General features: G+C 65.6%; 10 protein-coding genes. 5 read left to right on the top strand and 5 right to left on the bottom strand.

Annotated elements, in window-relative coordinates; all coding sequences use genetic code 11:
* Nucleotides 1-15: 15 nt before the first annotated feature.
* On the bottom strand, nucleotides 16-720 hold the full coding sequence (locus EN786_RS10300) for a nitroreductase (RefSeq protein ID WP_127311983.1): 705 nt from the start codon (nucleotides 718-720) through the stop codon (nucleotides 16-18).
* 236 nt (nucleotides 721-956) lie between these two features.
* Here EN786_RS10300 and EN786_RS10295 point away from each other — a divergent pair, with 236 nt between their 5' ends.
* From EN786_RS10295 to EN786_RS10275, 5 genes are read left to right on the top strand one after another with little or no spacing between them, the layout of a single operon-like run.
* Entirely contained in the window at nucleotides 957-1,544 is a 588-nt protein-coding gene (locus tag EN786_RS10295; protein ID WP_127311982.1) for an XRE family transcriptional regulator, read from the top strand.
* Between the two features lie 15 nt (nucleotides 1,545-1,559).
* Nucleotides 1,560-4,013 (top strand): FAD-dependent oxidoreductase, encoded by a 2,454-nt coding sequence (locus tag EN786_RS10290; RefSeq protein WP_135908281.1) that lies wholly within the window; start codon nucleotides 1,560-1,562, stop codon nucleotides 4,011-4,013.
* The gene (locus tag EN786_RS10285) at nucleotides 4,010-4,906 is read left to right on the top strand and encodes a homocysteine S-methyltransferase family protein (RefSeq protein ID WP_127311498.1); all 897 of its coding nucleotides are present in this window, start codon (nucleotides 4,010-4,012) and stop codon (nucleotides 4,904-4,906) included. Before EN786_RS10290 ends, EN786_RS10285 begins: the two co-directional genes overlap by 4 nt.
* The gene (locus EN786_RS10280) at nucleotides 4,906-6,087 is read left to right on the top strand and encodes a pyridoxal phosphate-dependent aminotransferase (protein WP_127284947.1); all 1,182 of its coding nucleotides are present in this window, start codon (nucleotides 4,906-4,908) and stop codon (nucleotides 6,085-6,087) included. The genes EN786_RS10285 and EN786_RS10280 overlap by 1 nt, the downstream gene beginning before the upstream one ends.
* Complete coding sequence (locus EN786_RS10275) at nucleotides 6,084-8,531, top strand: FAD-dependent oxidoreductase (protein WP_127284948.1); 2,448 nt, start codon at nucleotides 6,084-6,086, stop codon at nucleotides 8,529-8,531. The genes EN786_RS10280 and EN786_RS10275 overlap by 4 nt, the downstream gene beginning before the upstream one ends.
* 137 nt (nucleotides 8,532-8,668) lie before the next feature.
* On the opposite strand, the gene EN786_RS10270 is transcribed toward EN786_RS10275, so the two are convergent.
* The 4 genes from EN786_RS10270 to EN786_RS10255 form a co-directional block, all read right to left on the bottom strand.
* Entirely contained in the window at nucleotides 8,669-9,256 is a 588-nt protein-coding gene (locus EN786_RS10270; protein ID WP_127311991.1) for an NAD(P)H-dependent oxidoreductase, read from the bottom strand.
* Nucleotides 9,256-9,837, bottom strand: coding sequence for an NAD(P)H-dependent oxidoreductase (locus EN786_RS10265; RefSeq protein WP_127311992.1), 582 nt, complete (start codon nucleotides 9,835-9,837; stop codon nucleotides 9,256-9,258). Before EN786_RS10265 ends, EN786_RS10270 begins: the two co-directional genes overlap by 1 nt.
* A gap of 162 nt (nucleotides 9,838-9,999) precedes the next feature.
* Complete coding sequence (locus tag EN786_RS10260; RefSeq protein ID WP_127284951.1) at nucleotides 10,000-11,397, bottom strand: FAD-binding oxidoreductase; 1,398 nt, start codon at nucleotides 11,395-11,397, stop codon at nucleotides 10,000-10,002.
* Nucleotides 11,398-11,399: 2 nt separating this feature from the next.
* Entirely contained in the window at nucleotides 11,400-12,698 is a 1,299-nt protein-coding gene (locus EN786_RS10255) for a cytosine deaminase (protein WP_127284952.1), read from the bottom strand.
* Nucleotides 12,699-12,730: the final 32 nt, after the last annotated feature.

Genomic DNA, 12,730 nt, shown 5'->3' with positions numbered 1-12,730 from the left:
TGGCGGTCGCGAGCCTTACTCGCTGAACGTCACCCATTCCTCGAGCGGCGCGCGGTCGGTGCGGAATTCGTTCTCCGGCTTCGACGTGTCCTCGTAGCCCAGCGCCATGCCGCAGACGACTATTTCCTCGTCCGGGATGTTGAGAACCGGGCGGATCTGCCGGTGATATGGCGCGAAGGCCGCCTGCGGGCAGGTGTGCAGGCCCCTGCCCCGCGCCGCCACCATGATGTTCTGCAGGAACATGCCGTAGTCGATCCACGAACCCTTGTTCAGCCGCCGGTCGACGGTGAAGATCATGCCGACGGGCGCATCGAAGAAGACGAAGTTGCGGTCGTGCTGGGCACGCATCCTGTCGACCTCGCGCCGGCCGATGCCGAGCGCGCCGTAGAGGCCGAAGCCGTTGGCGCGGCGACGGGTGAGATAGGGTTCGAAGAACTGGTCGGGGTAGTAGCGATATTCGTCCCACTCCGCCTTCTCGGCGCGAATGCCGGAATTGAGGATGGCGTCGGAGATGCGCTGCTTGACCTCGCCCTTGGTCACATAGACCCGCCACGGCTGCATATTCGTGCCGGAAGGCGCGCGCGAGGCAACGGAAAGGACGTCGCGGATGGTCTCGTCGTCGACCATGTCGGGCAGGAAGGCGCGCACCGAGCGGCGCGACGTGATCGCCTCGTCGACGATCGCCGCGTCCTTGGCAATCCGGCTGTTGTTCTCCAGCATGGGTCGTCCCTTTGCGCGTGGCCGGAAACCGAAACCGGTTCCCGCGAAGGACCACGCGCAGACTGCTTGAAACCTGGTCCACGACCGGACGTCCCCACCCGCCGTTCGTGGCCGAGCCTTTGCATGAACCGCAAAAAACGCGCAAGCAAATCTTGTGGGAGTATGAAAATACTCTTGATTTTTTCATGCGGCTGGCCTCTCATGAAATTTATCGGAATTTTTTCACCGGGAGGCCGATGACCACGACCACCCTCAGATCGGAACAGGACAATGGCGAGCGGCTGCTGGCCGGCGACATCCGTGCGCTGCGCAAGGCGCGCGGGCTGACGCTGGCCGAGATCGGCCTGAAACTCGGCCGTTCCGTCGGCTGGGTCAGCCAGGTTGAGCGCGGCCTGTCGGTCCCTTCGCTCGGCGACCTTAGGGCCTTCGCCGAACTGTTCGGCGTGCCGCTCAGCCTGTTCTTCGGCCACGACGTGCCTACCGAGAAGGAGCGCGGCGTGGTCGTGCGCGCCGGCAGCAGGCGCTCGCTTGGCACAAGCGAATCCGGCCTGGTGGAGGAGCTTCTGTCGCCCGATCTCGGCGGTAGCTTCGAGATGCTGCGCTCGGTCTTCGCGCCGGGAGCGGAACTGAAGACCGAGGCGCGCCGCCCGACGGAAGAAGCCGGCTACGTCGTGTCGGGTGTTTTCGAGATCGAGATTGCCGGCGTCTGGTACCGGCTCGGCGAAGGCGACAGCTTTCGCTTCGAGGGCAAGCCGTTCCGCTGGCGCAATCCGGGCGCCGAGCCGGCGGTGGTCATCTGGGTGGTTTCGCCACCTGTCTATTGATTGAAGGGGAAGAACATGGCGGGTTTGCCGAGCACGGCACGCGTGGTGATCATCGGAGGCGGTGTCGTCGGTGCCTCCTCGCTCTACCACCTCTGCAAGGCGGGCTGGACCGATTGCGTGCTTCTGGAAAAGAACGAGCTGACCTCGGGCTCGACCTGGCATGCCGCCGGCAACGTCCCGACCTTCTCGTCCTCATGGTCGCTGATGAACATGCAGCGCTATTCGACCGAGTTCTATCGCGACCTCGCCGAAGCGGTCGACTATCCGATGAACTATCACGTCACCGGCTCGCTCAGGCTCGCCCATTCGAAGGAGCGCATGCAGGAGTTCCAGCGCGCCAAGGGCATGGGCCGCTACCAGGGCATGGACATCGACGTCGTCGGGCTCGACGAGATCAAGCGCCGCTACCCCTTCATCGAGACGCATGAACTGAAAGGCGCGCTCTACGACCCGAGCGACGGCGACATCGACCCGGCGCAGTTGACCCAGGCGCTGGCCAAGGGCGCGCGCGACATGGGCGCCAAGATCATCCGCTTCTGCCCGGTCACCGGCGTGCGCCGCGAGAACGGCGAATGGGTGGTTGCGACGCCGCAAGGCGACATCCGCTGCGAGATCATCGTCAACGCCGCCGGCTACCGCGCCGCCGAGGTTGGAAAAATGTTCGGCCGCGAGGTGCCGATGATGGTGATGAGCCATCAGTACATCTTGTTCGAGGAAATCCCCGAGCTTGCCGCCTGGACCAGGGAACAGGGCAAGAAGCTGCCGCTGCTGCGCGACGTCGACACGTCCTACTATCTGCGCCAGGAAAAGAGCGGCATGAATCTCGGCCCCTACGAGCGCAATTGCCGCGCGCACTGGGCGACCCACAACGACCCGATACCCGAGGATTTTTCCTTCCAGCTCTTCCCCGACGATCTCGACCGGCTGGAGCACTATCTCGCCGACGCCGTCGCCCGCGTGCCGATCCTCGGCACCGCCGGCCTGTCCAAGGTCATCAACGGGCCGATCCCCTACGCGCCGGACGGCAACCCGCTGATCGGCCCGATGCCCGGCGTGCCGAACGCCTTCGAGGCCTGCGTCTTCACCTTCGGCATCGCCCAGGGCGGCGGCGCCGGCAAGGTGCTGGCCGAATGGATCACCGAGGGCCAGACCGAATGGGACATGTGGTCCTGCGATCCGCGGCGCTTCACGTCCTTTGCCGCGGCGCCCGACTATTGCGTCGCCAAGGGCATGGAAATCTACGGCAACGAATACGCCATCCAGTTCCCGCGCCATGCCTGGCCGGAGGGGCGCAACCGCAAACTGTCGCCGCTGCACGATCGCATCAAGGCGCTCGGCGGCCAGTTCGACGCCTATAATGGCTGGGAGCGCGCCACCTGGTACGCGCATCAGGGTGACGACACATCGGAGCAATCGACGCTGACCTTCCGCCGCGACGGACCGTGGCAGCACCGCGTGCGCGAGGAATGCCTGGCGGTGCGCGACGCCGCCGGCATCCTCGACCTGCCCGGCTTCTCCCGCTTCAATCTCGAGGGCCCGGGCGCCGCCGACTGGCTGGCGCTGCAGGTCACCGGCCTGGTGCCGAAGCCCGGCCGCATCGGCCTCGTCTATTTCTCCGACGACAAGGGCCGCATCGTCACTGAAATGTCGGTCGTGCGCCACGGCGAGGAGCAGATGACGCTGATCACCGCCGCGGTCGCCCAGTGGCACGATTTCGAATGGCTGAAATCGCGCATGCCGAAAGACGCAGCCTTCACCCTGACCGACCGCACCGAGGACTATTCGACGCAAATCCTCGCCGGCCCCAAGTCGCGAAAAATCCTTGCCGAGGTCTGCGCCGCCGACCTGACGCTTCCGTGGCTGACGCATCAGGAAACGACGATCGCCGGACGCTGGGCGAAGCTGGTGCGCGTCTCCTTCGCCGGCGAGCTCGGCTGGGAGATCCACACCAAGGTCGCAGACACGGCGACGGTGTTCGATGCTGTCTGGGCCGCCGGCCAGAAGCACGGACTGAAGCCCTTCGGCATGTACGCGCTCGATTCCCTGCGTCTGGAAAAGGGCTACCGCGCCTGGAAGGGCGACCTTTCGACCGACTATACGATCCTGCAGGGCGGGCTGGAGCGTTTCGTCAAATGGGACAAGCCAGACTTCCGCGGCAAGGCGGCACTGCTCAACGAGAAGCAGCAGGGCGTGAAGAAGCGTTTCGTCACCCTGGTCGTCGAGAGCCCCGGCGAATGCGACGCGCCCTATATGTCGACGCTCTGGCATGACGGCAGGGTCGTCGGCGAGACGACATCGGGCGGCTATGGCCACCGGGTCGAGAAGTCGATCGCGCTCGGCATGCTGCGCGCCGATCTCGCCGAGCCCGGCGCCTCGGTCGAGGTCGAGATCTTCGGCGACCGCTTCAAGGCCGTGGTGCAGAAGGACGAACCGCTCTGGGACCCGAAGAACGAAAGACTGCGGACATGAAATCAGTGATCCTCACCGACGGCGGCATGGGCCAGGAACTGGTCCGGCGCAGCAAGTCCGAGCCGACGCCCTTGTGGTCGGCCAGGGTGCTGATCGACGAACCGGACCTGGTGCGCGACCTGCATGTCGAGTTTATCCAGGCGGGCGCCCGCGTCATCACCCTCAACACCTATTCCGCGACGCCCGAACGCCTGGCGCGCGAAGGCGCGGAAGACCTGTTCAAGCCGTTGCAGAAGCGCGGCGTCGAGCTTGCCAGGCAGGCTTGCGAGCAAGCCGGCGATGCAGCCGTCGCCGGCTGCCTGTCGCCTCTGTTCGGCAGCTACGCGCCTGCGCTGACCATTTCCTACCAGGAGACGCTCGACACCTACCGCCGCATCGTCGCCGAGCAGGCCGATGGCGTCGACCTCTTCCTGTGCGAGACGATGGCCTCCGCCGACGAGGCGCGCGCCGCCGTCACGGCAGCGTCGGAAAGCGGCAAGCCGGTCTGGGTGTCGTGGACGCTCGCCGACCACGGCACGCCGCGCCTGCGCAGCGGCGAGACGATCGCCGCGGCGTCGAGCGCGCTCGGCGACCTGCCGGTCGCTGCCAGGCTGGTCAATTGCTGTCGGCCGGAAGCCGTGAGCGCCGCACTGCCCGAGCTGATCGCGCTCGGCGGACCGGTCGGCGCCTACGCCAACGGCTTCACCTCGATCGAGGCGCTGAAGCATGGCACGGTCGACGTGCTGCATGCCCGCCACGACCTCGACCCGCAGGCCTATGCCGACCAGGCCATCGGCTGGGTCGAGGCCGGCGCCCTCATCGTCGGCGGTTGTTGCGAGGTTGGCCCCGCCCACATCGCCGCCCTGCGCGACCGGCTCGATGAGGCCGGCCACCGGATTTCGGGAGTTCAATGATGCCCAGACCCTCATCGCGCATCGCCGGCATCGTGCCTTCGGGCAAGGACGGCTGGGAGGTGCATTTCGCCGCCTGGACCCGCAAGCAGGCCGGCGAGGACATTATCATGCTGTCGGTCGGCGACCATGATTTCGACACGCCCTCGCAGACGATCGAAGCCTGCGTCAGCGCCGTTCGCGCCAGCAACCACCACTACACGCCGCTGCCCGGCCTGCCGCGACTGCGCAAGGCGATGGCGGCGGCTTCGACCGCTTGCACCGGCGTCCTGACGGAACCCGACCAGGTCATTGCCACGCAGGGCGGACAGGCGGCTCTCTACGCCGCCGTGCAGGCCGTGCTCGATCCCGGTGACCATGCCATCGTCGTCGCGCCCTACTACGCCACCTACCCCAACACGTTCAGTGCGGCGGGCGCCGAATTCACCGTGGTCGAAACCCCGGCCGAGAACGGCTTCCAGCCGCGGGCCGACATGATCCGCGAGGCGCTCAAACCCAACACCCGCGCCATCCTCATCAACACACCGAACAACCCGACCGGCGCCGTGTATTCGCGCGAGCGGCTGGAGGAACTGGCGCAAGTTTGCCGCGAGCATGACCTCTGGCTGCTCTCCGACGAGGTCTACTGGACGCTCGGCGGCGGCGAGCACATCTCGCCGCGCTCGCTGCCCGGCATGGCCGAGCGCACGCTGGTCATCAATTCGATGTCGAAGAGCCACGGCATGACCGGCTGGCGCATGGGCTGGCTGACCGGCCCAAGCGAGATGATCACGCTGCTCATCAACCTCAATTTGGTGACAACCTACGGCCTGCCGGCCTTCATCTCGATCGCCTGCGCCGAGGCGCTTGAAAACCACTACGGCGTCAAGGAGATCGCCGAGCGTTACGCGGGGCGGCGCACGCTGTTCCTCGAAGCGATCCGCGGCATGAACGATGTCACCGTGCGCGGCTCCGAAGGCGGCATGTATGTGATGCTCGATATCTCGGCCGTCGAACGCGACGACGAGAAATTCGCCTGGGCGCTGCTCGACAAGGAAAAGGTCGGCGTCATGCCGGGCTCGAGTTTCGGCGAGGCCGCCGCCGGACATATCCGCATCAGCCTCTGCCAGCCGGAGCCCATCCTCAAGGAAGCAGCGCTTCGCCTGCGCCGCTTCGCTTCCGCTTACCGCCGCGAGGCCGCATGACCAAGAGCATTCCCAGCAAGGCTCGCGCTGTCATCATTGGCGGCGGCGTCTCCGGCTGCTCGGTCGCCTATCATCTGGCCAAGCTCGGCTGGACCGACATCGTGCTGCTCGAACGCAAGCAGCTCACCTGCGGCACGACCTGGCATGCCGCCGGCCTGATCGGCCAGTTGCGCGCCTCGCAGAACATGACCCGGCTGGCGAAATATTCGGCCGACCTCTACGTCAAGCTCGAAGCCGAGACCGATGTCGGCACCGGTATGCGCCAGGTCGGCTCGATCACCGTGGCGCTGACCGAAGAGCGCAAGCACGAGATCTACCGGCAGGCCTCGCTGGCCCGCGCCTTCGATGTCGATGTCCGCGAGATTTCGCCCAGCGAAGTCAAGCAGATGTATCCGCATCTCAACGTGTCCGATGTCGTCGGCGCGGTGCACCTGCCGCTCGACGGCCAGTGCGACCCCGCCAACATCGCCATGGCGTTGGCCAAGGGCGCGCGCCAGCGCGGCGCGACAGTCATCGAGAACGTCAAGGTGACCAAGGTCCACACCAAGGGAGGCCGCGTCTCCGGCGTGTCGTGGGCACAGGGCGACGAACAGGGCACGATCGAGACCGACATCGTCGTCAACTGCGCCGGGATGTGGGCGCGCGAACTCGGCCGCCAGAACGGCGTCACCATCCCGCTGCACGCCTGCGAGCACTTCTATCTCGTGACTGAGCCGATCCCGGGGCTGACCCGCTTGCCCGTGCTGCGCGTGCCGGACGAGTGCGCCTACTACAAGGAAGATGCCGGCAAGATGATGCTCGGCGCCTTCGAGCCGGTGGCCAAACCCTGGGGCATGGACGGCATTCGCGAGGATTTCTGCTTCGACCAGCTGCCCGAGGACATGGATCATTTCGAGCCGATCCTCGAAATGGGCGTCAACCGCATGCCGATGCTGGGCACCGCCGGCATCCACACCTTCTTCAACGGCCCCGAGAGTTTTACACCCGACGACCGCTACTATCTCGGCGAGGCGCCGGAACTCTCCGGCTACTGGATGGCAACCGGCTACAATTCGATCGGCATCGTCTCCTCCGGCGGCGCCGGCATGGCTTTGGCGCAGTGGATCAACGATGGCGAGGCGCCCTTCGACCTCTGGGAGGTCGACATCCGCCGCGCCCAGCCCTTCCAGAAGAACCGCCGCTATCTCAAGGAGCGCGTCTCCGAAACCCTCGGCCTGCTCTACGCCGACCATTTCCCCTACCGCCAGATGGCGACGTCGCGCGGCATCCGCCGCTCGCCGTTGCATGAGCATCTGAAGGCGCGCGGCGCCGTCTTTGGCGAGGTCGCCGGCTGGGAGCGTGCCAACTGGTTCGCCCGCGACGGCCAGGAGCGCGCGTACCGCTATTCCTGGAAGCGGCAGAACTGGTTCGACAACCAGCGCGAAGAGCATCTGGCGGTCAGGAACGGCGTCGGCCTGTTCGACATGACCTCGTTCGGCAAGATCCGCGTCGAGGGCCGCGACGCCTGTGCCTTCCTGCAAAGGCTCTGCGCCAACGACATGGACGTCGCGCCGGGCAAGATCGTCTACACGCAGATGCTCAACGCCAAGGGCGGCATCGAGAGCGACCTCACCGTGTCGCGCCTGTCGGAGACAGCCTATTTCCTCGTCGTGCCCGGCGCTACGCTGCAGCGCGACCTCGCCTGGCTAAGGCGGCATGTCGCCGACGAATTCGTCGTTATCACCGACGTCACCGCCGCCGAAGCGGTCATCTGCATGATGGGTCCCGAGTCGCGAAAACTGATCCAGAAGGTGAGCCCCAACGACTTCTCCAATGAGGCCAATCCGTTCGGAACCTTCCAGGAGATCGAGATCGGCATGGGGCTGGCCCGCGCCCACCGCGTCACCTATGTCGGCGAGCTCGGCTGGGAGCTTTATGTCTCGACCGAGCAGGCGGCCCACATCTTCGAGGCGCTCACTGACGCCGGCGCGGAGGGCGCCCTCAAGCTTTGCGGCCTGCACACGCTGGATTCCTGCCGCATCGAGAAGGCCTTCCGCCATTTCGGCCACGACATCACCGACGAGGATAATGTGCTGGAAGCTGGCCTCGGTTTCGCCGTCAAGACGGCCAAGGGCGACTTCATCGGCCGTGATGCCGTGCTGCGGAAGAGGGAAGCCGGGCTGGACCGCCGGCTGCTGCAGTTCCGCCTCAAGGACCCGCAACCCCTGCTCTTCCACAACGAGGCGATCCTGCGCGACGGCAAGATCGTCGGCCCGATCACCTCCGGCAATTACGGCCACCATCTCGGCGGCGCGATCGGGCTGGGCTACGTGCCTTGCAAGGGCGAGAGCGAGGCGGATGTTCTTGGCTCGTCCTACGAGGTGGAGATCGCCGGCGAGCGCTTCGCGGCGGAGGCATCGCTGAAGCCGATGTATGACCCCAAGGCGGAGCGGGTGAAGATGTGATTTCTTCCTTCTCCCCGTTCTACGGGGAGAAGGTGCCCGAAGGGCGGATGAGGGGCAGCGCCAAGTTCTGCCAGTGAAGCGCCGCCCCTCATCTGCCTGCCGGCATCTTCTCCCCGTAAACGGGGCGAAGAAGGCTATCAAAACCTCTCCAACCGCGCCCTTACCTTCGCCAGGAACGCCGCCCTGCTCTTCTGCGTCGAGGCGTCCATCAGATAATGCGCCAGGAAGAAGGTCCGGCAGCGCGTGGCGCACAGCGCCCGCATGCCGCGCAGTATGGTTTTGCGGCCGGGCTGGCCGACGACGACGCTCCACCAGGTCGGCGCGCCGCAGGTGGTGATGACGCCGACCTTGGTCACATGCCGCATCAGCGACGTGATCCGCCCCTTGCCGGCCGGCAGCTTGAACGCGACATCGGTCGCCCAGACCCGGTCGAGCCAGCCCTTCAGCATTGCCGGCAGCCCGTACCACCAGGTCGGATAGACGAACAGGATCGCCTCGGCCCACATGAGATGCTCGAAATGCGGTTTGAGCGCCGGATCCTGCGGCGCGCGCTCGTTGTAGAAACGCCGCTCCTCGCAGCTCATCACCGGGTTGAAATTCTCGGCATAGAGATCGAGCAGCCGGACCTCCCAACCGCGTCGGGTCAGCACCTCGACGGCACTGTCGCGGATCGATGCGCAAAAGCTCTCGGGCACCGGATGGCAATAGACCACCAGCACGCGCATCAGAATTGATCCATGCTCGCCGCGACCTTCGCCGTGAAGGCCGCCCGCGACGCGTCGGTGGAGAGGTTCATCGAGTAATGCGCGAGGTAGGAGACGGAGGCGCCCGGCTTGATGGTGGCGCGCAGCATGCGCTTGACCACCTTGCGCGGCGGGTCACCCATCAGCAGGGCCCGGAACCGGCTGCCGCCATAGGTGGTGACAGCGGCGAGCTTGCTTATGTTGTGCAGCGTCGGCCGCACCTTGCCGTCGACCAGCTTGAACGACACGCCAGGCAGGAAGACGCGGTCGAAGAAGCCTTTCAGGATCGCCGGATAGCCGTAATTCCACACCGGGAATGACAGCACCAGCGCTTCGGCTTTCCGCAGCCTTTCGACATAGCCGGCCACGGCGTCATCCGGTCCGCGCTGGTCGTGGTAGCCGAGCCGTTCGGCCCGCGTCAGCCGGGGATCGAAATCCTCGGCATAGAGGTCGCAGTCGTCGATCGTGTGACCTGCCGTGCTCAGCCGCTCGACGATCGTCCGGTGCAGGCCGGCATTGAAGCTGGTCTCCACCGGATGAGCGTAGAGGACGAGGACGTTCACGGGAGGAGTTTCCCTAGGTCAGCGCCAGGCACCCTTTTCCGCCACGCCTGTCCTTGCAACGTTGGAGGTTGGCGAAAGCGGCGGAGCGAATGATCTCCCCCCTTGAGGGGGAGATGGCCGGCAGGCCAGAGGGGGGTGCAGCGCCAAACGCCCGTCATCGTCTCACCCCACCTTTTGCAGCCCCTTGAACAGGAACGACTTGCCGGAGCGGTAATCATAGTCCGGGTTCTCCCAGGCGATCATCTTGCCGGGGTTGAGCAGGCCTTGCGGGTCGGTCTCGCGCTTGAAGGCGAGTTGGACATCGTCGGTCCGCTTCATGCCGCCCTCTTCCAGCGTGTAGCGGTGCGGATTGAAGATCCAGCAGCCATTATCCTCGTGGATGCGGATGATCTCGTCCAGCCGCTCTTGCGTGGTGTAGCGCACCAACGGCAGGCCGGCAGCGCCGATCGCGCCGTCGAAACGGATGAATTCCAGATGCGCCGGCACCTCGTCGCCGAAGCGGTCGACCATCGCCTTGACGTGGGCAAGATGATCCGGCGACGGATAGCGTGCTTGCAGATAGGTGATCGTCGGATCGACGCGGATCGCCCGCAGCGTCGTGTGGTTCCAGGTCAATTCGTAGGCCGGCGGCAGCCCCTTGAGATCGGCCTCCTGGTCGGCCCGGAAGACGATCTCGCCCTTGCCGCTCTTCACGAAGGCGACAAAGGCTTCGATCGCATGCGGCGCGATCATGCACACCACGATGCTCTGCTCGCGTCGGAAGAATTTTTGGTGCCGCTTGAAATAGTCGTAGGGGATCGGTGCGGCGATCGGCGTGATCAGCTTCGCCAATATGCCGTCCTGGATGGCGAGGTCGTTGCCGAAGCCGGCCGCGTCCATGAAATCGTCGAAGCCGACGATGACATCGATCCAGTCATAGGACGCCGTCAGCGGCATCTCGACCTCGGTGATGATGCCGTTGGTGCCGTAGGCGTGCATGACCTTGAGCACCTCCTCGCCGGTCAGTTCCATGACGCGCGGTTCCGCCTCCATCGTCACGGTCCGGAGCCGGATGACATTGCCGAGGTCGCGCAAGCCGCCCCAGCGGATCGAGCCGACGCCGCCCGAACCGCCAGCGACGAAGCCGCCGATCGACGCCGTGTTGTAGGTCGAGGGCGACATGCGCAGCTCCTGCGCCGAATGCGCGCGCGTCGCCTTGTCGATCTCGGCCAGCACCGCGCCCGGTCCGGTGACCACCCGCCCCGGTGCGATCGCCTTGACCTGGTTCATTTCGGCGAGGTTCAGCACCACGCCGCCGGACAGCGGCATCGCCTGCCCGTAGTTGCCGGTGCCGCTGCCGCGCGGCGTCACCGGGACGCCGCGCCGATGGCATGCCGCGAGCACGCGGATCACCTCGTCCTCGCTCTTCGGCGTGACGATCAGGTCGCCGGTGACATGGTCGAGCTGTGCTTTGAGCACCGGGCTGTACCAGTAGAAGTCGCGGCTCTTCTGCTGGACGATCGCCGGATGGTCGTCGATCTTGAGCCCTTCGAGGTCACGCTTCAGCGCTGCGATATCCATCGTCACACCATCAATTCGTCGAGTTCGGCATAGTCGGGCAGTTTCCGTTCGATCGCCCTGCCCTCGCGCACGACGATGCGATCCGATTCTGGCCGCGACAGCATTTCGGTCCAGCTCCGCCCCTTGAAGACGATGAAGTCCGCGCTGCCGCCGGCGCTGAGTGTACCAAAGCCCTCCAGCCGCATCACCTTGGCCGGCGTCGCCGCGACCGCTTGCGGCCAGTCGCCGACCGGGTGGTCGAAATGCAGGATGCGCGTCGCCATGCGGTAGACTTCGAGCATGTCGAGATCACCATAGGCGTAGAACGGATCGCGTGTGTTGTCCGACGCGACGGCGACCGCAATGCCCCTCGCCTTCATCTCATGCAGCAGCGTCACGCCCCGCCAGCGCGGCGTGGTGTTGTTGCTGCGCCGGTCCTGCAGATAGAGGTTGCACATCGGCAGCGACACCACGGCGAGCCCTGCCTTCGCCACCTTGTCCAGCGTGTCCAGCACTTCAAGGTCGGGCTGGCGCGAGAGCGAGCAGCAATGGCCGACCAGGATGTTGCCGTCAAAACCATTCCACAGCGAGGCCTCGGCAATCTTCTTCAGCGATATCGCCGCGACATCGTCGGTCTCGTCGGCGTGGAAATCGAGGTCGAGCCCGTGCTTGATCGCCTGGGCGAAGACCTGGTCGAGAAGTTCTTCCAGGTCCGGCACCATATAGGTGACGACACCGAGCACGCCCTTGGCGGCGGCGACACGTTTCGCCAACCGCTCGAACCAGGCCTTGTCGCGCACGCTCTCGATGCCCAGCAGGCAGGCCGCCTGCAGCTCGATCCGACCGCGCCACTTTTCGCGCATCGTCTCGAACACCGGCCAGGAGATTTCCTCCTGCGGCGCGACACTGTCGAGATGCGTGCGCAAGGCCCTGGTGCCGTGCGCGTAGGCGGAGCGCAGCGAGAAATCCATGCGCCGCGCCACATCCTCCGCGCTCCAGCGCGCGGCGCGGTCGGCGCCCGTGGCATTGAGCGCGCCCATGAAAGTGCCGTCGGGATTTGGCTTGCGCGGCCATATATGGCCCTTGTCGATATGGGTGTGGCAGTCGACGAAGCACGGCAGCACGATGCGGCCGGCAAGATCGATGGCATCGGCCGGCGTTTTCGAGCGACCGCGCGCGACGATGCTGGCGATCTTGCCGTCGGCCACGGCGATGTCGGCGAGCGCGAAGCCGTCGCTGTCGAAAGCCGCGGCAAAGCCAGGCGTCAGCGACTGGTGAACGCGGACATTCGCGAGATGGTAAGAACCAGAGGCCGGTATCAAGCCGCAACTCCTCGGATTACGCGGACAGACAC

It is taken from the genome of Mesorhizobium sp. M4B.F.Ca.ET.143.01.1.1 (genome assembly GCF_004792275.1).
GTDB lineage: Bacteria > Pseudomonadota > Alphaproteobacteria > Rhizobiales > Rhizobiaceae > Mesorhizobium > Mesorhizobium abyssinicae.
This window is presented reverse-complemented; position numbering and strand designations above follow the sequence as displayed.

Bases quoted from the DNA above. Each gene is read 5' to 3' on its own strand.
- EN786_RS10300 (WP_127311983.1), bottom strand. From the start codon at position 720: ATGCTGGAGAACAACAGCCGGATTGCCAAGGACGCGGCGATCGTCGAC.
- EN786_RS10295 (WP_127311982.1), top strand. From the start codon at position 957: ATGACCACGACCACCCTCAGATCGGAACAGGACAATGGCGAGCGGCTG.
- EN786_RS10290 (WP_135908281.1), top strand. From the start codon at position 1,560: ATGGCGGGTTTGCCGAGCACGGCACGCGTGGTGATCATCGGAGGCGGT.
- EN786_RS10285 (WP_127311498.1), top strand. From the start codon at position 4,010: ATGAAATCAGTGATCCTCACCGACGGCGGCATGGGCCAGGAACTGGTC.
- EN786_RS10280 (WP_127284947.1), top strand. From the start codon at position 4,906: ATGCCCAGACCCTCATCGCGCATCGCCGGCATCGTGCCTTCGGGCAAG.
- EN786_RS10275 (WP_127284948.1), top strand. From the start codon at position 6,084: ATGACCAAGAGCATTCCCAGCAAGGCTCGCGCTGTCATCATTGGCGGC.
- EN786_RS10270 (WP_127311991.1), bottom strand. From the start codon at position 9,256: ATGCGCGTGCTGGTGGTCTATTGCCATCCGGTGCCCGAGAGCTTTTGC.
- EN786_RS10260 (WP_127284951.1), bottom strand. From the start codon at position 11,397: ATGGATATCGCAGCGCTGAAGCGTGACCTCGAAGGGCTCAAGATCGAC.